The 20,048-nt window shown below is 72.7% G+C and carries 21 protein-coding genes and 1 riboswitch; of the genes, 8 read left to right on the top strand and 13 right to left on the bottom strand.

From position 1 onward, the window contains the following. Positions 1-35: 35 nt before the first annotated feature. On the bottom strand, positions 36-515 hold the full coding sequence (locus WFH25_RS07280; RefSeq protein ID WP_336697259.1) for an NUDIX hydrolase: 480 nt from the start codon (positions 513-515) through the stop codon (positions 36-38). A 61-nt stretch (positions 516-576) separates the two neighbouring features. Here WFH25_RS07280 and nagB point away from each other — a divergent pair, with 61 nt between their 5' ends. Continuing rightward, positions 577-1,362 carry a glucosamine-6-phosphate deaminase gene (gene nagB / locus WFH25_RS07275; RefSeq protein ID WP_336697258.1) on the top strand — a complete coding sequence of 262 codons (786 nt, stop codon included), beginning with the start codon at positions 577-579 and terminating at the stop codon, positions 1,360-1,362. Positions 1,363-1,371: 9 nt separating this feature from the next. Here the strand turns inward: nagB and WFH25_RS07270 are convergent, their stop codons facing one another. Next, on the bottom strand, positions 1,372-2,559 hold the full coding sequence (locus tag WFH25_RS07270; protein ID WP_336697257.1) for a MalY/PatB family protein: 1,188 nt from the start codon (positions 2,557-2,559) through the stop codon (positions 1,372-1,374). A gap of 36 nt (positions 2,560-2,595) precedes the next feature. Further along, on the bottom strand, positions 2,596-3,261 hold the full coding sequence (locus tag WFH25_RS07265; RefSeq protein WP_336697256.1) for a hypothetical protein: 666 nt from the start codon (positions 3,259-3,261) through the stop codon (positions 2,596-2,598). Positions 3,262-3,370: 109 nt separating this feature from the next. On the opposite strand from WFH25_RS07265, the gene WFH25_RS07260 reads away from it, so the two are divergent. After that, a complete protein-coding gene (locus WFH25_RS07260; RefSeq protein WP_336697255.1) occupies positions 3,371-5,827 on the top strand; it encodes a GH92 family glycosyl hydrolase in 2,457 nt (818 codons plus the stop codon). Positions 5,828-5,840: 13 nt separating this feature from the next. On the opposite strand, the gene nagA is transcribed toward WFH25_RS07260, so the two are convergent. The 8 genes from nagA to clpS form a co-directional block, all read right to left on the bottom strand. Next, on the bottom strand, positions 5,841-6,971 hold the full coding sequence (gene nagA, locus WFH25_RS07255; RefSeq protein WP_442892404.1) for an N-acetylglucosamine-6-phosphate deacetylase: 1,131 nt from the start codon (positions 6,969-6,971) through the stop codon (positions 5,841-5,843). Between the two features lie 59 nt (positions 6,972-7,030). After that, positions 7,031-7,429, bottom strand: coding sequence for a YrdB family protein (locus tag WFH25_RS07250; RefSeq protein WP_083295174.1), 399 nt, complete (start codon positions 7,427-7,429; stop codon positions 7,031-7,033). A gap of 7 nt (positions 7,430-7,436) precedes the next feature. Continuing rightward, positions 7,437-8,324, bottom strand: coding sequence for a formyltetrahydrofolate deformylase (gene purU / locus WFH25_RS07245; protein WP_336697253.1), 888 nt, complete (start codon positions 8,322-8,324; stop codon positions 7,437-7,439). A gap of 165 nt (positions 8,325-8,489) precedes the next feature. After that, on the bottom strand, positions 8,490-9,824 hold the full coding sequence (locus WFH25_RS07240) for an MFS transporter (RefSeq protein ID WP_336697252.1): 1,335 nt from the start codon (positions 9,822-9,824) through the stop codon (positions 8,490-8,492). A gap of 164 nt (positions 9,825-9,988) precedes the next feature. Further along, a complete protein-coding gene (locus WFH25_RS07235) occupies positions 9,989-10,420 on the bottom strand; it encodes a MarR family winged helix-turn-helix transcriptional regulator (protein WP_071295859.1) in 432 nt (143 codons plus the stop codon). Between the two features lie 51 nt (positions 10,421-10,471). After that, the gene (locus WFH25_RS07230) at positions 10,472-11,413 is read right to left on the bottom strand and encodes a GNAT family N-acetyltransferase (protein ID WP_336697251.1); all 942 of its coding nucleotides are present in this window, start codon (positions 11,411-11,413) and stop codon (positions 10,472-10,474) included. Beyond that, positions 11,410-11,886, bottom strand: a complete 477-nt coding sequence (locus WFH25_RS07225; protein WP_070417774.1) for a DUF2017 family protein — start codon at positions 11,884-11,886, stop codon at positions 11,410-11,412. The genes WFH25_RS07230 and WFH25_RS07225 overlap by 4 nt, the downstream gene beginning before the upstream one ends. Then, a complete protein-coding gene (gene clpS / locus WFH25_RS07220; RefSeq protein ID WP_083403394.1) occupies positions 11,883-12,182 on the bottom strand; it encodes an ATP-dependent Clp protease adapter ClpS in 300 nt (99 codons plus the stop codon). Before clpS ends, WFH25_RS07225 begins: the two co-directional genes overlap by 4 nt. 37 nt (positions 12,183-12,219) lie before the next feature. Continuing rightward, positions 12,220-12,305, top strand: a riboswitch (ZMP/ZTP riboswitch). 59 nt (positions 12,306-12,364) lie between these two features. Between clpS and glyA the strand changes: the two genes are divergently transcribed. The 4 genes from glyA (at position 12,365) to WFH25_RS07200 (ending at position 15,760) form a co-directional block, all read left to right on the top strand. Next, positions 12,365-13,648, top strand: coding sequence for a serine hydroxymethyltransferase (gene glyA / locus WFH25_RS07215; protein WP_302847420.1), 1,284 nt, complete (start codon positions 12,365-12,367; stop codon positions 13,646-13,648). A 26-nt stretch (positions 13,649-13,674) separates the two neighbouring features. Further along, a complete protein-coding gene (locus WFH25_RS07210) occupies positions 13,675-14,586 on the top strand; it encodes a tetrahydrofolate dehydrogenase/cyclohydrolase catalytic domain-containing protein (RefSeq protein ID WP_261647001.1) in 912 nt (303 codons plus the stop codon). A gap of 188 nt (positions 14,587-14,774) precedes the next feature. Further along, a complete protein-coding gene (locus tag WFH25_RS07205) occupies positions 14,775-15,227 on the top strand; it encodes a hypothetical protein (protein ID WP_336697250.1) in 453 nt (150 codons plus the stop codon). Between the two features lie 29 nt (positions 15,228-15,256). Continuing rightward, positions 15,257-15,760: a hypothetical protein gene (locus tag WFH25_RS07200; RefSeq protein WP_071302108.1), complete on the top strand. Its 504-nt coding sequence runs from the start codon at positions 15,257-15,259 to the stop codon at positions 15,758-15,760. Positions 15,761-15,801: 41 nt separating this feature from the next. On the opposite strand, the gene galK is transcribed toward WFH25_RS07200, so the two are convergent. Then, positions 15,802-16,938, bottom strand: a complete 1,137-nt coding sequence (gene galK / locus WFH25_RS07195) for a galactokinase (protein WP_071302107.1) — start codon at positions 16,936-16,938, stop codon at positions 15,802-15,804. After that, on the bottom strand, positions 16,935-18,044 hold the full coding sequence (gene galT / locus WFH25_RS07190; RefSeq protein ID WP_336697248.1) for a galactose-1-phosphate uridylyltransferase: 1,110 nt from the start codon (positions 18,042-18,044) through the stop codon (positions 16,935-16,937). Before galT ends, galK begins: the two co-directional genes overlap by 4 nt. A gap of 64 nt (positions 18,045-18,108) precedes the next feature. Between galT and WFH25_RS07185 the strand changes: the two genes are divergently transcribed. Both WFH25_RS07185 and WFH25_RS07180 read left to right on the top strand, forming a co-directional pair. Next, on the top strand, positions 18,109-18,987 hold the full coding sequence (locus WFH25_RS07185; protein ID WP_309777166.1) for a DeoR/GlpR family DNA-binding transcription regulator: 879 nt from the start codon (positions 18,109-18,111) through the stop codon (positions 18,985-18,987). Continuing rightward, positions 18,984-19,916, top strand: coding sequence for an aldose 1-epimerase family protein (locus WFH25_RS07180; protein WP_336697247.1), 933 nt, complete (start codon positions 18,984-18,986; stop codon positions 19,914-19,916). The genes WFH25_RS07185 and WFH25_RS07180 overlap by 4 nt, the downstream gene beginning before the upstream one ends. Positions 19,917-20,048 lie beyond the last annotated feature (132 nt).

Below are 20,048 nucleotides of genomic sequence, written 5' to 3'. Positions count from 1 at the left end.
GGTGCGGGCCCGCACCGCGCCTCCCGTCCCGTGGGTCAGCGCTGGAAGCGCGCGGCCGGGTCGTCGGACAGGGCCGCCTCGATCCGTGCCCGCATGGTCGCGGGCATCTCCGGCAGCGCGTCGAGCCGCGCCCAGAAGGCCTCGGTGTTCTCACCGTCGGCGGGGAAGGGCTCCCCGGAGACGTACCGGCAGGCGAACACCAGGTCGAGGTACTGCGCCCGGTCGCCGTTCGGGTACGTCATCTCCGGCAGCACCTGCACCCACGCGAGGCGCTCGGCGACGGCGACGACGTCGGCTTCCTCGAGGACCTCGCGTTCGGCGGCGACCGCGGATTCCTCGCCGGGGTCGACGATGCCGGTGACCGGCGTGAACGCGTGGTTGTCGGCCCGGCGGACGACGAGGAGCTCACGGTCCGGACCCTCGCCGCGCGTCACGACGGCGGTGACCCCGGTGAGCCAGAGCGGCTCGTTCCCGATCTTCGAGCGGAGGGACAGGACGAAGTCAGGCGTGGGCATGCCGCCACGCTACCGACACGGGACCCTGTCGCGGACTGGTCATGACCAGTAGGCTGTCACCGTGGAGATCATCATCCTGCCCACGCCGGCTGAGGTCGGTCGCGTCGCCGCGGCCAAGATCGCCTCCGTCGTCGCGAAGAAGCCGTCCGCCGTCATCGGTGTCGCCACCGGGTCCAGCCCGCAGGGCATCTACGCCGACCTGCAGCGTCGTGTCGACGCGGGGGAGATCTCGTTCGCCGAGGCCCGCGCGTTCGCCCTCGACGAGTACGTCGGCATCCCGCTCGAGCACCCCGAGTCGTACGCCTCGGTGATCCAGCGCGACGTCATCGATCCGCTCGGGTTCGAGCCCTCCCGCGTCCGGGTCCCGGACGGCCGCGCGTCCGACCTCGAGTTCGCAGCGAAGGAGTACGACGCCGCGATCCGTGCCGCCGGCGGGGTCGACGTGCAGATCCTCGGGATCGGCGCGAACGGGCACATCGGGTTCAACGAGCCGACGTCGTCGTTCGCGTCCCGCACGCGCATCAAGACCCTCGCCCCGTCCACGCGCGAGGCCAACGCCCGGTTCTTCGACAGCCTCGACCAGGTCCCGACGCACTGCATGACGCAGGGGCTCGGCACCATCCTCGAGGCCCGTGAGCTCGTCCTCGTCGCCCAGGGCTCGTCGAAGGCCGACGCCGTGGCCGCCGCGGTCGAGGGGCCGCTGTCGTCGTTCGTCCCCGGGTCCGCGCTGCAGCTGCACGAGCACGCCACCGTCGTCGTCGACGAGGAAGCCGCGGCGGGCCTCGAGCTCGCCGATTACTACACGTACACGTACGCGAACAAGCCGGCCTGGCAGCTGTTCGAGTAGGGCCGCGGATCAGCCGCCTGCACGTCGTTCGAACGCGGTGTGCAGGCGGCTGAGTCCGTCGTCGAGGGTCTCCGCCGAGCACCCGAAGTTGAGTCGCGCGAACCCGGCCCCCTGGCGTCCGAAGTCCGGTCCGCTGCCGAGCGCGACCTTCGCCTCGTCGACGAGCAGGGCTGCGGGGTCGTCACCCCACGGGAGCGCCCGCAGGTCGAGCCACGCCAGGTAGGACGCCTGCGGCTGCCGGTACCCGGTGCCGGGCAGCACGTCACCGAGTCGCTCGGCCAGGGTGCGGCGGTTCGCGGCGAGCTCGGTCAGCAGCGACGCGAGCCAGGGTCCGCCCTCGCTGAACGCCGCCACGCTCGCGGTGTACCCGAGGATCCCGGTGCGCTCCACCACCTCGCCGGGCATGCCGTCGAACCAGGCGCGGGCACGCTCGGAGGCGCTGACCATCAGGGCGCACTTCGTCCCCGCGAGGTTCCACGCCTTGCTCGCGCTCGTCAGGGTGACCCCGAGCTCCGCTGCCTCGGGGCAGGAGTCGAGGAAGGGCGTGAACGTCGCGTCCGCGTGCACGAGCGGCGCGTGGATCTCGTCCGAGACGACCACGGCGTCCCACTCGGCGGCGAGTCGGGCGAGGGCGGCGAGGTCCTCGCGGGTGTGGACGAGTCCGAGGGGGTTGTGCGGGTTGCAGAGCAGCACCGTGCGGGCCCCGTCCGCGAACGCCCGGCCGATCCCGTCGAGGTCCATCCGCCACCCGGCCGTCGTGTCGAACGGGTCCGCGGTGCCCTCGGGGGCGATCAGCGGGACCTCGGTCACGGAGCCACCGGCCTCGGCGACGTACTCCCAGAACGGCGGGTACACGGGCGGCATGATGACGACCTGCTCCCCGGGCTCGATGACCCGGCGGAGCGTCTCCACCGCAGCCACCGAGACGTCCGTGGTGGTCCGCACGAGGTCCGGGTCGAGGCGCCACGACCAGCGGGACTCGGCGAAGTCGGCGAACGCCTCGGGGAGCGCCCGGCCGTGCCCGACGTACCCGGTGTCGCCGTTCGTGACCGCGGCCACGAGGGCGTCCCGCACGGGTTCGGCGAGCATGCTGTCCATCTCCGCGACGAACATCGGCAGCACGTCCGGCGGGTAGGCCGTGTACTTCTCGCTGGTGCGGGTGCGGTGCGCATCGAAGAGGGAGACCATGACGCTCATGGGGCCATCCTCGCAGCGGTGGGTGTGATCTGGACCTCAGTCGACGTCGGCCGGGGTGTACGGTCCGCTCGCGCCCGCGAGGGACACCACCTGCGCCCGGACGCCGACGTCGGCCTGCATGCGTGCTGCCGTGCGGAGTCCCAGTGCTCGGGTCTCCGCGTCACCGAACGGCCCCCCGGCCCGCTCGGTCAGCGCGCGCCACCCGACGATCGCGCGCGCGGTGCCCTCGCGGAGCCCGGCGGCGCGCGCGGACAGGACCTCGGCGCGGCGGCGGCCGTTCCAGGACTCGACCTCGGTGCCGACGCGGTCGGCGGGCGCCACCACGACGGGGTGCGCGACCGGGAAGGTGTCGATCCCGCCGCCGGCGCCGCACCAGACGTGGACACCGTCGCCGAGTTCGAGCTGCACCCTGCTCGCGAGCGTGAACGCGTCGACCCTGTGGGCGTCACGGGCGGCGGCCGAGGGCCACTCGAACGACGTCCCGCTCAGCGAGTCGAACACGTCGTTCCACGCCTCGAGGTCGTGCCGCAGGGCAGCGCTGAGGCCGAAGCCGTCCGCGCCCGCGTCGACGAGGCCGACATCCTCGGAGGATCCGCGGTACCAGAGCGGCGAGTCCCCGACGCCGTACTCGGCCATCACGAGGACGATCGCCCGCGGTGGGCGACGTCGACCGCCCGGCGCGTGCTCGTCCCCGTGCTGCATGGCGTCCATCCAAGCAGGCGCGGGCGGGGCGGCCGATCGACGTGAACAGCAGGGGAGCGCTCGGTGACCGATCGCGCGTCCCCCGTCCGAGGGGTCTAGCGTCGCGGGCGTGAACCGTTCCCGCGTGCACCGTCGCCCGCTCCTCCGCCCGCTGCCGCTCGCCGCGGTGGCCACGATCGCCGCGCTGCTCGGGACGGGGATGGTCGCCGCACCGGCGGTCGCCTCGCCGTCCGCGCAGGCAGGGCAGGCGGCCCGCACCGTCTCCGACCCCGCCCGGTACGTCGACCCGTTCATCGGCACGAGCGGCGACGGCAACACCTGGCCCGGCGCGACCGCTCCGTTCGGCATGCTCCAGTGGAGCCCCACCGGCACCGCGGGCGACCAGACCTCGACCCCGGTCGCGAACGGCTACTCGTACGACGTCGACCGACTGCGGGGGTTCAGCCTGACGCACCTCAACGGTGCGGGCTGCGCGCCGGGGGCCGCCGGTGACGTGCCGATCATGCCCGTCACCACACCGGTCACGACCTCGCCGTCGTCCGACTCCACCGACGCGGTCTACGCCGCCGGCTACTCGCACGACGACGAGTCCGCGAGCCCCGGCCGCTACACGGTCCGCCTCGACAACGGCGTCCGCACCGACCTCGCCGTCACCACGCGTGCCGGCGTCGGCGAGTTCGCGTTCCCGGCCGGCAAGGACGCGAACCTGCTCTTCCGCACGTCGAACTCGATCAACGGCAGCGAGGCGGCGACCACCCGCGTCGACGCACGGACGCGCACGGTCAGCGGCAGCGTCCTGACCGGCGGCTTCTGCAGCCGCCGTGCGAACGGGGGCGGGGCCACGAACCCCGACCGCCGCAGCTACTACCGCCTGTTCTTCACGGCGACCTTCGACCGGGCGTTCACGAGCACCGGCACCTGGCAGGACGGCACGGTCCGGCCAGGAGGCACGTCCTCCTCCGGCGGGGAGGGCTACCTGACCGGCGCCGACCGTGCCGGACGCGGCTCCGGCGCGTGGGTCGGGTTCGACGCGCGTCGCGGTGCGACGGTGCACGCGAAGATCGGCATCTCGTACGTGAGCGCCGCAGGAGCCGTCGCGAACCGCGACGGCGAGGTGACCCCGCGCTCGACCGTCGCCAGCGTGGCGGCCGGCACCCGCGCCTCCTGGAACCGCGAACTGACGCGCCTGCGCGTCGGTGGCGGTACCGCGGACCGGACCACCCAGCTCTACACGTCCGTGTACCACGCGCTCATGCAGCCGAACACGCTGAACGACCGTGACGGCCGCTACCTCGGGCCGGACCAGCGGGTGCACCGGATGGACCGGGGCCACCGGGCCGTCTACGGCACGTACTCCGGGTGGGACCAGTACCGGGCACAGATCCAACTGCTCGCCCTGCTGCGACCGGACGTCGCCGGCGACATGGCGCAGTCGATGCTGCGGTTCGCCGAGCAGAACGGCGGGGTGTGGGACCGATGGCTCCACCTCGGTGCCCCGACCCACGTGATGACGGGCGACCCCTCGGCCGCGACCCTCGCCACCTGGTACGCCATGGGTGTGCGGAACTTCGACGTGCGAGCCGCCTACGCCTCGCTACGGCACCAGGCGACCGTCGAGAACGCCGACGCGGAGAGCGACATCGGCTGCCCGGGCCAGTGCCTGGCGCAGCGGCCGGCCCTCGACGAGTACCTGCAGCGGCAGTACGCGGCGAACGACGACTGCTCGTGCTGGGGTGGCGCTGCCGAGACCCTCGAGGACTCGATCTCCGACAGTGCGCTCGGGTACTGGGCCTCGTCGCTCGGACTGCGCTCGGATGCCCGGATGTTCGCGGAGCGCGGGACCTACTGGAAGAACACGTTCAACCCGGCCGTCGGGTACCAGGCCGCTCGCCAGGCCGACGGGTCGTGGACGCCGGACTGGTCGCCCTCGACCGGCACCGGGTTCGCGCAGGGGACGAGCGCGCAGTACACGTGGCTCGTGCCGCAGGACGTGCACGGGCTGTCGACCGCGCTGGGCGGTGACGATGCCGCTGCGGCTCGCCTGGACGCCTTCTTCCACGACAGCTCCGGCGCGTTCGCGGTGACCGGTGGTGATCCCACCAAGTTCGACCCGACCAACGAGCCCGACATCCACACGCCGTGGATGTACAACGCGCTCGGCAAGCCGTGGAAGACGCAGGAGACCGTGCGTCGGGTCGTCGACGACGCCTACGCGACCGGGCCGAGCGGGTTGCCGGGCAACGACGACCTCGGCACGATGAGCGCCTGGTACGTCTTCGCGTCGATCGGGTTGTTCCCGCAGACGCCGGGGCGGGCGGAGATGCTCATCGGCAGCCCGACGTTCAGCACGGTCGACATCCGGCGGTCGAGCGGGGAGCGGATCGTCGTCCGGTCCTCCGGCACGGAGCCGTACGTCCACGGTGCACGCCTGGACGGCCGGACGCTCGAGAGGTCCTGGGTGCCGGCGTCGTTCGTGACCCGCGGTGGGACGCTGTCGCTGCGGGTCGGGGCCACGGCGGACACGTCGTGGGCGAGCGGGCTGCGGGGCCGGCCGGTCGACCGGTAGGCGCCGCGACGGGTCAGCGCAGCTCGCGCCCCGCGCCCCACACCCGCTGGGCCTCGAACGACGGCGACAACGCCACGAGGTCGGCGGCGTACCCCGGCGCGAGCCGACCCAGCCGGTCGCTTAGCCCCAGCGCCGCCGCCGGCACGCTGGTCAGCGCCGCCACGGCGTCCGGCAGCGTCTGTCCCGCGAGGGTCACGGCGTTCCGCAGCGCCACGTCCTGCGTCAGCGTCGACCCCGCGATGGTGTCCGTCCCCGCCACGTGCGCGATCCCGTCCGTCACGGTCACGGCGAGGGACCCGAGCGTGTACGAGCCGTCGGCCGCACCGGCAGCACCCATGGCGTCGGTGATGAGGGCGACGCGGCCCGGTGCCGCACGCAGCAGCATCGACGCCACGGACGGGTGCACGTGCACGCCGTCGAGGATGAGCTCGAGCGTCACGCGGTCGTCGGCCACGGCGGCCGCGATCGGCCCGGGAGCCCGGTGGTGGATGCCCGGCATGGCGTTGAACGCGTGCGTGAGCAGGGTCGCGCCGGCGTCGAACGCTGCCCGGGCCTGGTCGTACGTGCCGACGGTGTGGCCCACGGCGACGGTGACGCCCGCGGCGACGAACCGTTCGGTCGCGTCGAGGGCGCCGGCGAGCTCCGGCGCGATGGTGACCTGGCGCACGACGCCCTCGCCGGCCTCGAGCAGGTCCGCGACCGGACCGGGCGCCGGGTCGATCAGGAACGACTCGTTGTGGGCACCCTTGTTGTGCGGGGAGAGGAAGGGTCCCTCGAGGTGGACGCCGAGCACGAGCGGGTCGTCGGCCATCACCGTGCGGATGCGGTCGAGCGAGGCGGTCAGCGCGGGCACCGGGTTCGCGACGAGGGACAGGACCGAGCGGGTCGTGCCGTGCGAGCGGTGGACCTCGAGGGCGGCTGAGATCGAGTCGTCCTCGTACGCGGTGCCGCCGCCGCCGTGGCCGTGCAGGTCGATGAAGCCGGGCGTCAGGACGGCGTCGCCGAGGTCCACGACCTCGTGCACCGAGGTCGCCGCCGGTGCCTCGGGGCCGGAGCCGACCGCGTGGATCGTGTCACCGACGACCAGGACCCAGCCGTCCGCGGTGGAGCCGGCCGCGTCGACCACGTGGGCCGAGCGGATCAGGGTGCGCCGCGCCTCCCGTCCGACGGAGCCGCCGACGGAAGCGACGGTCGCGCCGCCGTTCACCGGGTCTCCTTGCGGAACTGCACCACGCCCGACAGGGCCGCCACGAGGATGAAGACCAGCCCCACCACCGGGTGCCCGATCGAGATCCAGCACCCGCCGGCCGCGATCACGAGGGCGACCTCGACGATGGTCTTGCCGACGATGTCGGTCTCGATCGGCGACGCCTGCGACCGGAACAGGTACCAGACCACCGCCGCGAACACCGGCGCGCCGATCATGAACAGGATGCCGGGCATCGGGAACGGCCACGCGATGTAGCCCCAGTACGCCAGCGAGACCAGGCCGAAGGCGCACACCAGGATGCGGAGCACCGTCCAGCCGTCGAGCCTCCGCGGGCGGATGGCGTGCGGGTCCGGGGTGTCGCCCCAATCGACGGGGGACTGCGGTGCTGACATGCGGTGCCTACTTGAAGATGATGGTGCGGGCGCCGTCGAGGAGGACACGGTCCTCGGCGATCCAGCGCACCGCCTGGGTGAGCGTGCGGGACTCCTCGTCCTGGCCGATCGAGACCAGCTCGGCGGGGTCCTTCGTGTGGTCCACGCGGACGACGTTCTGCTCGATGATCGGGCCCTCGTCGAGGTCGCTCGTCACGAAGTGCGCCGTCGCGCCGATGAGCTTGACCCCGCGGGCGTGCGCCTGCCGGTAGGGGTTGGCGCCCTTGAAGCCCGGCAGGAACGAGTGGTGGATGTTCACCGCGCGACCCTCGAGGGCGGCGCACAGCTCCGGCGAGAGGATCTGCATGTACCGGGCGAGGACGACGAGCTCGATGTCGTGCTCCTCGACCGCCTGCAGCACCCGGCGCTCCATCTCCTGCTTGCTCGCGGCGTCGGTCACCGGCCGGTGCTCGAACGGCACGGAGTAGAACGACGCGAGCTCGGAGAGGTCCGCGTGGTTCGAGAGCACGAGCGGCACCTCGATCGGGAGCTGTCCGCCGCGCTGCCGGTACAGCAGGTCGTTCAGGCAGTGCCCGGCCTTCGACACGAGGACGAGGGTGCGCAGCGGCCGGCCGACGACGTCGAGCTGGACGCGGGCGTCGTAGCGCTCGGCGACGGACGCGAGCGCGGCCTCGAACGTGGTGCGGTCGACGGGGGCCATGACCTGGAGGCGCATGAAGAACGTGTTCGTGTCGACGCTCGAGAACTGCTGCGACTCGGTGATGTTCCCGCTCGCGGCGACGACGGCTCCGGAGACGGCGTGCACGATCCCGGGCTGGTCGTCGCAGACCAGCGTGAGGGTCCAGTGCGTGGGGGTCTGCTCGCTCGGGGCGGTCGGAGCGGTCGGGTCGGTCACCGCATCAGGGTACCGGGCGCGGGCCGGCGCGGGCGCGGGGGCGCCCTCGGGCGGGATCGTGGGCAGAAAGGGTCGGGTGCGGTGACGTGACCCGACCATTTCTGCTCACGAAGTGGGGTCCGCGGGCGCGGGGGCAGGGGCAGGCGCGGCGCGCTCCGGGCGGCGTCAGCGGGGGAGCGGCCGCGACAACGCCCGGTCGGCGATCGTCAGGACGCTCAACAGCACCGCGACCCCCACGATCACCCACGCCAGCACGTGCAGGTCCGGCGTCGTCGGGGCCTGGCCGAACACCCCGCCGATCAGCGAGGACGCCCCGATCGCCCCGATGTACACGCTCGTCCGGGACAGCCCCGCGGCGGTCCCGATGTACTCCGCCGGCACGACTCGGTAGAGCGCCGCCTGGTTCGACACGGACGCCAGGGCCTGCGGTACGCCGAACAGCGCCGGCGCGAGGACGAGCAGGAACACCGGCGACCCGGTGTGGAGCAGCACGAGGAGCAGCCCGCCGACGATCGGCACCACGGCCGCGACGATGAGCGGCCCCCGCACGGCGGTCTTCCGGGCGATGAGGAACGACGCGACCCCCGCGACGATCGCCGCGGGCAGCTGCATGTACCCGGCGACGTCGCTCGAGTACCCCGCGACGTCCTGCACCCACTGCGAGAACCCGTAGGTCATCGTGTACGCCAGCAGGTAGACGAGGAACAGCCGCATGTACGTGCGGGAGAGGGCACCGTTCCGGGCGAGCATCCGCACGTCGACGAACGGCCGCACGGCGCGGAGCTCCCAGAGCACGAGCGCGACGAGCAGCACGACCGCCGTGCCGAGCAGCCACCAGAGTCCGGCGGACAGGTCGAGCAGGAACACGAGCAGCGCCGACACGAAGCCGGTCATGAGCAGCATCCCGAACGGGTCGAGGGCGGTGAGGACGGGCAGGTCCTCGTCGGTCCGCGGCCGGAGCTTGTCCGACGGCAGCCACAGCGCGGAGACGACGATCCCGAAGGCGGCGAGCGGGACGTTCACGAGGAAGATCGCGTGCCAGCCGAACGCGGCGATGAGCGCTCCACCGAGGGGCGGCCCGGCGGCGGCGGACACGAGCGACGTGATCGACAGCGCGCCGAGCACGAGCGGCGGGGTGGGCTTCCCGATGCGGGCGGAGTGCTGGCGCAGGGTCGTGAGCGCGGCCGGGTACGCCGACGAGGTCCCGATGCCGATCAGCACGCGCGCGAACACCGCGCCACCGAAGCCGGTCAGGAACTCGGGCACGATCCCGGCGATCCCGACGATGACGAGTCCGGTCAGGAACACCTTCTTCGGACCGAACCGGTCGGCGAGCTTGCCCATCGTCGGCTGCGCGATGGCGCTCGCGAGGTACAGCGCCGCGACGAGCCAGATCGCCTGCGCGGCACCGATCCCGAGGTCGCGGGAGATCGGCGCGAGGGCGACCGACACCATCGTCGTGTTGATCGGGTTGAGCAGCGGTCCGACCAGGACCGGCACGAGGAGCTTCGGGCCGAAGCCGCTGCCGCCGGGGCCGGTCGACGGGGAGACGGGTGTGGGGGCGGTTGCGGTGGACGTGGTCGGCTGCCTTTGCGAGGGGGTCGCGTCGTGACGGCCAGGAGGCGCGGCTCGCGTCGGTCGACGCGGGTCGCCCCTCCTGGTGGTCACGGTTCGACGAGGGGTTCGAGGATGCGGAGGGAGCGGGCGACCGTGGCACGGTCGTCGGGGTCGAGCGTCGCGAGGCGCTCGGCGAGCAGGCGGGTCCGGGCGCGGTGGGACTCGTCGCGGGCGGTGCGGCCGGCGTCGGTCGCGGCGACGATGGTCCGGCGCCCGTCGGTCGGGTCCTGCGTGCGGGTGACGAGGCCGAGGTCCTCGAGCGCCTGGACGGTCGCGCCCATCGACTGCGGGCGGACGCCCTCGGCACGGGCGAGTTCGGCGGTCGTGGTCGCGCCGTCGCGGACGAGCCGCCCGAGTGCGGCGGACTGCGAGGCCGTGACGTCGTCGACCTTGCCGACCAGTGTCGTGCGGCGGATCTTGCCGTACAGCGTCAGCAGCGCACCGGCGAGCACGTCCGAGCCGTCACCGTCCGATTCCATACCGTCACGGTACTACTTCGACAGGCGAACTTGCAAGGCTGCCTTCTGAACTCAGGACTCGAAGACGATCCGCCGCTTCGTCACCACGAATCCCGCACGCTCGAACGCCCGACGCATCGGGGTGTTCGTCGCGTCCGTCGTCCCGACCACCCGCGGTGCACCGGCAGCGGCGTGCACCCGGACCGCCTCGGCCAGCAGTCCGTCGACGATGCCGCGCCCCCGGTGCTGCGGCAGGACGCCGATGGAGCTGACGGCCGCGTCGTACGCCGTCCGGGTCGCGATGACGAAGCCGACGACGAGCCCCTCCGCGTCGAGGGCGACCCGCCACCCGTCACGGGATCCGGGCAGCGACCGGTAGAACGCGAGGTCGTCGGCGGCCGCGCCCCGCGAGCCCAGTTCGGCGACGGAGGCCAGCGTGTGTGCGTCGAGGCTCCCGACCGCGACGCGCGCGAAGAGGTCCACGAACTCGGCGTCGTCGCCACCGCGGAATCGCAGGGCCGGCGTCGACACCGACCCCGTCGCGGGAGCGCCCGGCTGTTCGAGGGCGACGCTGACCCGCTCGGTCATCCGTCCGAGTCCGGCGGCACGGGCCGCTGCCGTCCGCCACCGCACGGCCGCGACGGCGGCGTCGTCCGTGTGCCAGTCCACCGCGACGTCGACGATCCACTCCGGCAGCGAACCGAACGCGGCGGCCCCGGCGGCGATGAGTCCGGCGGCGATCTCCCGGCGCTCGTCGGGGTCGGACGACCCCGGTGCGACGAGCAGGTCGTCGAGTGTCGACGGTGCCGTGGCGTCCGCGCCGCCCCACCAGAGCGCACGGCCGACGGGGTGACCGTCCCGCAGGGCCAGCCACGACCACTCCGGGCGGTAGTTGCCCGTGGCGGACTCGGCCCGGTACCGGTCCGCACCGATCCACGCGACCGGTTCGTCCGTCGAGAAGGCGAGCAGCGCCTCCAGGTCGTCACCGTCGACGGGGCGGAAGGCGACGCTCACCGCGGACCGGTCAGGGTCTCGACCAGGTGCTCCTGCACGTACCCGAGCCAGTCGTAGACGTCCCGGAGGCCGACGCCCGCGTCGGCGGTGTACGACTGCTCCTCCGTGGCGGAGTCCACGATCCCCAGCCGGTCCGCGATCGTCAGCCGCAGGTCCGTCAGACAGCGCAGCCAGGCCTGCTCGTCCGAGGTCTCGAAGGCGCCGTCCCGCGCCCCGGTGAGCCACGCGTGCACGGCCCGGGCGTTCTCGGTCTTCCTCGCCACCAGGTCCGACTCGGTCCACCGCCGGAACTCCGCGCTCGCCTCGGCGTCGTCGCGGTAGGCGTCCGGGAACATCCGCGCCGCGACCGGGTCGGATGCGAGGTCCCCGTCGAGCACCTGCTGCAGCTGCTCGGTCAGCGACGTGAGCACGCCGCGCTCGCCGGAGGACATGGCGAGGTGCACGCCGTCGGCACGGCGGACGAACGGGATCACGGAGCGGGCGCCCTGTCCACCGAGGCCTGCAGCCCGTACCCGTGCATGGCCTCGACGTGGGCCTCCATCGCTTCGCGGGGGCCGGTCGCCACGATCGCGCGTCCCTCGTCGTTCACCTGGCGCATGAGTCGCTCCGCCTTCGCCCGTGGGAAGCCGAAGTACTGCTGGAAGACGTAGGTCACGTAGGACATGAGGTTCACCGGGTCGTCCCACACGACGGCGACCCACGGCGTGTCCGGTCGCACGCTCGTGCGGGCGTCGGTGCGCTCGTCCACGTCGGGCGTCAACAGGGTCATGCACCCAGGGTGACACGAACCTGCTCGCTCGGTACGATCGGGGGGTCGCGACTGGCGTTGGATGGGTCACCATCGGGGAGCGACACCTGACACGGTGCGCGGCCGTACGCCTGGGCCGCGCCCACCCGTCCACCTCGTCGTGCGCGTGCGCGACGGAACAGACAACGAGGAGTCCCGTGTCCATCACCGATCTGCCCCCCGCAGCCACCAACACCGCCTTCAACGCCCCGCTGAACGAGGTCGACCCCGAGATCGCCCGCGTCCTCGAGCAGGAGCTCGGCCGCCAGCGCGACACCCTCGAGATGATCGCGTCGGAGAACTTCGTGCCGCGCGCCGTCCTCGAGTCGCAGGGCTCCGTGCTCACGAACAAGTACGCCGAGGGCTACCCGGGCAAGCGCTACTACGGCGGCTGCGAGTACGTCGACGTCGCCGAGCAGCTCGCCATCGACCGCGCGAAGGCGCTCTTCGGCGCCGAGTACGCCAACGTCCAGCCGCACTCGGGCGCCACGGCCAACGCGGCCGTCCTGCACGCCATCGCCTCGGCCGGCGACACCATCCTCGGCCTCGAGCTCGCGCACGGCGGTCACCTGACCCACGGCATGAAGCTCAACTTCTCCGGCCGCATCTACAACGCCGTCGCGTACGGCGTCGACCCGGAGACGTTCGAGGTCGACTACGACGACATCCGCGCGAAGGCCATCGAGCACCAGCCGAAGGTCCTCATCGCCGGTTGGTCGGCCTACCCGCGCCAGCTCGACTTCGCGAAGTTCCGCGAGATCGCGGACGAGGTCGGCGCGAAGCTCTGGGTGGACATGGCGCACTTCGCCGGTCTCGTCGCCGCCGGCCTGCACCCGTCCCCGGTGCCGCACGCCCACGTGGTGTCCTCGACGGTGCACAAGACCCTTGGCGGCCCCCGCTCCGGCATCATCCTGTCCAACGACGAGTCGCTCTTCAAGAAGCTCAACTCGGCCGTGTTCCCGGGCCAGCAGGGCGGTCCGCTCATGCACGTGATCGCCGCCAAGGCCACCGCGTTCCTGCTCGCAGCCACCCCGGAGTTCAAGGAGCGCCAGGAGCGCACGATCCGCGGTGCACAGGCGCTCGCCGCACGGCTGACGGCCGACGACGCGAAGGCTGCGGGCATCGACGTCCTCACCGGTGGCACCGACGTGCACCTCGTGCTCGTGGACCTCCGCACGTCCGAGGTCGACGGCAAGCAGGCCGAGGACCTCCTGCACGAGGTCGGCATCACCGTGAACCGCAACTCCGTGCCGTTCGACCCGCGCCCGCCGATGGTCACCTCGGGTGTCCGCATCGGCACCTCGGCGCTGGCCACGCGTGGCTTCGGCGACGCGGAGTTCACCGAGGTCGCGGACATCATCGCGCTGACCCTCATGCCGAACCCCGACATCGACGCGCTCTCGGCACGGGTCAAGGCCCTGACCGACGCGTTCCCGCTCTACGCGTGAGCGGCGCCGCCCCGTCGCCCGCGCCGCTGCCGCGCGAGCGCTGGGCGGGTGAGGGCAGTGCCGTCCGCATCGACGGCACCGCCCTCGCCGCCCGCACGCTCGACGACCTGAAGGTCCGCATCGACCGGCTGCACGACCACGGGTTCCGCCCCGGGCTCGGCACGATCATGGTCGGCCAGAACGCGGGCTCGGTGTCCTACGTCGCGGGCAAGCACCGCGACTCGGCGCAGATCGGGCTCGACTCGGTCCGCATCGACCTGCCCGAGACCGCGTCGGCCGCCGACATCCGGGCAGCGATCCTGCAGATGAACGACGACCCCCGGGTCACCGCGTTCATCGTGCAGCTCCCGCTGCCGCAGGGGATCGACCCGATCCCGATGCTCGAGCTGATGAACCCGGCGAAGGACGCCGACGGCCTGCACCCGACCAACCTCGGTGAGCTCGTGCTCGCCGTCCCGGGCGGTGCCGGCACGATCGACGCGCCCCTGCCGTGCACCCCGCGCGGCATCGTCGCGATGCTCGAGGCGTACGACGTCCCGATCCGGGGCCAGCACGTCACGATCATCGGGCAGGGGCTCACGGTCGGTCGTCCGCTCGGGCTGCTCCTCACCCGGCTCGAGGCCACCGCGACCCTCACCCACTCCCTCACCGAGGACGTCGCCGCCGAGTGCCGCCGCGCGGACATCATCGTCGCCGCGGCCGGTGTCGCGGGGCTCGTGCAGCCGGACTGGGTGAAGCCCGGTGCGGCGGTCATCGACGTCGGCATCAGTCGCGTGGTCTCCCCGGAGACGGGCAAGGCTCGCCTCCGGGGCGACGTCGACCCCGCGGTCGCCTCGGTGGCGGGCTTCTTGTCGCCGACGCCCGGCGGTGTCGGCCCGATGACCCGCGCGATGCTGATGAAGAACGTGGTCGAGGCCGCCGAGCGCCACCTGCACTAGCGCGCGGCTTGCTTCGTGAGCAGAAATGGTCGGGTCCCGTCGTGGAACCCGACCATTTCTGCTCACGAAGCACGGTCGGGAGGCGCGGGTCGCCGCCGCCACGTCCGCGCGGGCCCGAGGTGGCCGGGTCCGGGGCGTGCCCCGGACGGGCGCTTCTGCCGCGGCCGGCACCGCGCTACCGTTCGAGCATGACCACCTCCGCCGCGGAGCCCCGGGCACGCGAGTCGCTCTTCGCGAAGGACGCCCGCAAGCTCGTCTGGATCACGCTGCTGTGCCTGTTCCTGCAGGTCCTCGGACAGAACTGGTCCGCTCAGCCGCGGCTGCCCGGCAGCACGGACGTGCACGAACTCGGCTTCGTGCAGTTCGAGGCCCGGCCGTGGATCGGGTGGGTGCTCCTCACGGTCGGCCTCGCGGCGGCCGGCTTCGTCGTCGGGGTCGCTCGGCGCGGTGCCGCACGGTGGGACCAGGACCGCGTGCTCGCGCTCGGTCTGGCCGGGGTGGTCGGGGTGACCGTGCTGGTGTGGGTGCTGTTCATCGTGCAGTGGCAGTGGGTGTACTGGGCCGTCGCGCACGGCGACCTGCACCCGTTCACGATCGGTGACGTCTCGTGGTCGATCCAGCGACTCGAGGGCGCGCCGTGAGCGTCGACCGCAGTGCTAGGGTCTCGAACATGGGGGAGAACGTGCAGACCGCGCCCGTGATGGCGCACGCCGGACGGCAGCTGCGACCGCGAGCGGGGGGCCTCGTGCTGATCGGGGCCGTCGCGCTCCTGTCGTACCCGACGCTCACGATGTGGTCCGCCTCGTCGGAGTACGGCGGGACGGACAGCGACGGGCACTGGATCGACAACGCCGGCAACCCGCTGTCGAGTGCGCCGCCCACCGTGAACGTCGAGGGACACACCGCGCCGGCCGCGATCGCCGTCCTGCTCCTCGTGGTCGTCGTCGGGGTGTTCCTGCCGCCGATGCTCGCGCGGTTCGGGAAGCGCTCGCTCGGTGACGTCGTCCGGTTCGCGGCGTACCTGGCCGTCCCGGTGGTCGTCGTGGTCGGCGTGCTGATCTACACCGTGTGGCAGGGGCACGTCGTGATGGACCAGATCGACCACGAGGTCCTGCACCCGCACGGCTTCCCGTGGGGCGGCGTGACCGTCACCACGGGGCACGCGACCCGCTGACCCGGGGCCCCCGGCCGGCCCAGCCCGAGAGACCCGGCGCGTCAGTCGCGCCGGGCGCCCTGCGCGGCGTGCACCGTGAACACCGTCGGCTCGCGGTACCCGGCCGCGGCGAAGGCGGCGGTGACCGCGTCTGCGATCGTCTGCCGCGCCTCCTGGTCGACCAACGCGATCGCCGCACCACCGAAGCCGCCACCGGTCATCCGCGCGCCCACCGCACCGTGCTCCATCGCGGTCGCGACCGCGAGGTCGAGCTCCGGCACCGAGATCTCGAAGTCGTCCCGCATCGACTCGTGCGACGCGACCAGCAGGGACCCGATCGCCCGCGGCCCGTGTTCGCGCAGCGTGCGGACGGTGTCGAGGACGCGCTGGTCCTCGGTCACGACGTGCCGGACACGGCGGAAGGTCTCGTCGTCGAGGAGTTCCTGCGCGCGGGGCAGGTCGTCGACCGACAGGTCGCGGAGCGCCTCGACGCCCATCACGGCCGCACCGTGCTCGCACGACGCGCGACGGGCCTTGTAGCCGCCGGTGGCGTGCGCGTGCTCGACGCGCGTGTCGACGACGAGGACCTCGAGCCCGTTCGCCTCGAGCGCCAGGTCGACCACGGCGGTGTCGAGCGTGCGGCAGTCCAGGAAGACGACCGCGTCCTGCTCCCCGAGCAGCGACGCGGACTGGTCCATGATCCCGGTGGGGGCGCCGACGGCGTGGTTCTCGGAGTACTGGCCGACCCGGGCCAGGGTCTTCCGGTCGAGCCCGAGCTCCCACAGGTCGTTGAAGGCGAGTGCGACGCCGCACTCGATCGCCGCGCTCGACGAGAGCCCGGCACCGACCGGGACGTCCGACTCGATGAAGACGTCGAAGCCGGTCTTGCCGGTGAGGTCCGCGCCCGCCTGCTCGCGGAGTGCCCACGCGATGCCGAGGACGTACGCCGACCAGCCGTCCATGCGCTCGGGCGCGAGCTCGTCGAGGGAGAGCTCGACGACGGTGCCCGCGTCGAACGCCGACGCGACGCGTAGCTGCCGGTCGTCCCGCGGGGCGATCGAGGCGGTCGTGCGACGGTCGATGGCGAAGGGCAGCACGTACCCGTCGTTGTAGTCGGTGTGCTCACCGATGAGGTTGACCCGGCCGGGCGCGGAGTACCGCACCGCGGGCTCGTACCCGTAGACCTGCTGGAACGTCATGCGCGTTCGATCCCTCCTCGGATGAACTCGGCCGCCTTCTCGGGGACGAGGTCCCCGATCCAGGCGCCCATGGCGGCTTCGCTGCCGGCCAGGAACTTGAGCTTGTCCGCCGCGCGTCGCGGGGACGTGATCTGGAGCATGAGCCGCACGGTGTCGCGCCCGGTGTGCACCGGCGCCTGGTGCCACGCGGCGATGTACGGCGTCGGGTCGTCGTAGAGCTTGTCGATCCCGCGGGTGAGTCGCAGGTGCATGTGCGCCAGCTCGTCCTTCTCGGCGTCGGTGAGCCCGGCGAAGTCGGGGACGTGCCGGTGCGGGAGCATGTGGATCTCGATGGGCCAGCGTGCGGCGAAGGGCACGAAGGCGGTGAAGTGCTCACCGGCGAGGACGACCCGGTCGGAGGCGCGCTCGTTCGCGAGGTGCTGCTCGAACAGGTCCGGCCCGAACCGCTCGATGCTCTCGAGCAGGCGCTGGGTGCGCGGGGTGACGTAGGGGTAGGCGTAGATCTGCCCGTGCGGGTGGTGGAGCGTGACGCCGATGGCCTCGCCCCGGTTCTCGAACGGGAAGACCTGCTGGATGCCGGGCATCCGGGACAGCGCCGCCGTGCGGTCCGCCCACGCCTCGACCACGGTGCGGGCGCGTGACTCGGAGATCGACGCGAAGGAGCCCTCGGTCGCGGGCGAGAAGCAGACGACCTCGCACCGCCCGACGCTCCGGAACTGCCGGTTCAGCCCGACCTCGGTCAGGGAGTCGAGCGACGGCGGGGCGTCGTCCGCCCCGTCGGGTCCGGCGAGCATCGGGCCGAAGGACGGGGAGCGGTTCTCGAACACCGCCACGTCGTACCGGCTCGGGATCTCGGAGGGGTTCTCCGCCGACTGCGGCGCGAGCGGGTCCTGGTCGGCCGGCGGCAGGAACACGCGGTTCTGCCGGCTCGCCGCGATGGACACCCACTCGCCCGTGAGGACGTCCTGCCGCATGCGCGCCGTCTCCGGCCGCGGGTCGAGGACACGCTGGTCGATGCTGCGTTCTGCGGGCAGCGTCGAGTCGGCGTCGTCGAAGTAGAAGAGGTCGCGTCCGTCCGCGAGCTTCGTCACGCGCTTGGTGATCACCGCACAACCCTAGCGGCTCCACGAAGCATTGCGAAAGTGTTCGTAAGCACGCGAAACTGGTGGCATGACGGACGACGACCTCTCCTTCCTGGCCGGCGCGCTCCCCGCGCCGCTGCGGCAGGACCGCATCGTCTCGATCGTCGAGGGCGCGCCCGGACTCGTCCGCACGGCCGCCCTGGCAGCGGCCCTCGGCACCAGCGAGGTGACCGTCCGGCAGGACCTCTCCCTGCTCGACCAGGAGGCGCGGATCCGGCGGGTCCGCGGCGGTGCCGTCCGCCTCGGGGCCGGTTCCACCGAGCGCCCCTTCGAGGAGACCGCCGTCGAGCACCAGGTGGCCAAGGCCGCCATCGGCCGCGCCGCGGCGGCGCTCGTGCGCTCCGGGCAGTGCGTCGTGCTCGACGTCGGCACCACGCCCGCAGCCGTGGCGACGGCACTGGTCGCCCGCGAGGACCTCGTCGACGTCACGGTGGTCACGAACTCGCTGACGACCGCGCTCGTGCTCGAGGCCGCCGTCCCGCGCTTCACCGTCATCGTCACCGGGGGGACGCTCCGTCCGTTGCAGCACTCCCTCGTGGCGCCGTTCAACGGCACGCTGCTGCCGATGATCGCCGCGGACCTCGTGTTCCTCGGTGGCACCGGGGTCGACGTCGCGCACGGCCTCACCAACGTGAACCTGCCCGAGACCGAGGCGAAGCGGATGCTCGCGGCCGCGGCTCGGCGTACGGTCGTGGTCGCGGACGGGTCGAAGTTCGGCCGGGCCCACATCGGGGTCGTCCGCGGGCTCGAGGACATCGACGTCGTCGTCACCGCCGAGACCACGGCGGAGCAGGTCGCCCCGATCCGGGCGGCCGGCGTCGAGGTGGTCGTGGCGGACGAGCCGGCAGTACCAGCACCATCCGCACGATCAGCACCATCCGCACCGGGAAGGACCCGTACCTCATGACCGCAGCTCCCACCGGAGGGCAGTACCACCTCCGCCACGCCGGACCCGACGGGGTCGTCGAGGCGATCGTCACCGAGGTGGCCGCCGGCATCCGGGAACTCCGTGTCGCGGGGTTCGACCTCACCGAGCCGTTCCCCGTCACGTCCCTGCCGCCCGGGGCGAACGGGATCGTGCTCGCGCCGTGGCCGAACCGCGTCGCCGGCGGTGTGTGGGAACTCGACGGCAAGCAGCAGCAGCTCGACGTCTCCGAGCCGAAGTACGGCAACGCCTCGCACGGGCTGCTCCGGTTCGCGCCGTACCGCGTCGTGTCCCAGACCGAGTCCGGCATCGTGCAGGAAGCCACGATCCACCCGCAGCACGGCTGGCCCTTCACGCTCGAGACCCGCGTGCACCACGAGCTCGTCGACGACGGCATCCGGGTGACGCACGAGGTCGTGAACCGCTCCGGCGTGCGTGCGCCGTTCGCGATCGGCGCGCACCCGTACCTCCGTGCCGGGGACACCCCCGCCGAGGACCTCGTCGTCCGGCTCGACGCGGCGACGGCGTTCACCGTGGACGAGCGGAAGATCCCGAACGGCACCGTGGCCGTCGACGGCACCCCGTTCGACCTGCGCTCCGGTGTCCGCGCCGGTGACGCCGACCTCGACACCGCCTACACGGACGTCACGCCCGACGCCGAGGGGATCCGGCGCACGACGATGCACGGGCCGGAGGGCGACGGCGTCGAACTCTGGCAGGACGGGTCGTTCCCGTACGTGCAGGTGTTCACCTCCCGCGAGTTCCCCCGTGGCGACGGCACCGGGCTGGCCGTGGCGGTGGAGCCGATGACGGCGCCGGCCGACGCGCTCAACTCCGGGGAGGGGCTGCGCTGGCTCGAGCCCGACGAGGCCTGGACCGGCAGCTGGGGCATCCGCCGCGTCTGGTCCTGACCCGGGCGCGGCCGGTCCGCAGCCGAGACTCGGCCCGGCGGACAGTTTCGCGTGTCCCGCGCCGCGACGGTGTCCGCGGAGCCGAGACTCGGCCCTGCGTACACGTTCGCGCCTCGTGCGGCGCGAGGGTGT

Origin of the sequence: Curtobacterium sp. USHLN213, from assembly GCF_037144815.1 — a bacterium.
Classification (GTDB): domain Bacteria; phylum Actinomycetota; class Actinomycetes; order Actinomycetales; family Microbacteriaceae; genus Curtobacterium.
This window is presented reverse-complemented; position numbering and strand designations above follow the sequence as displayed.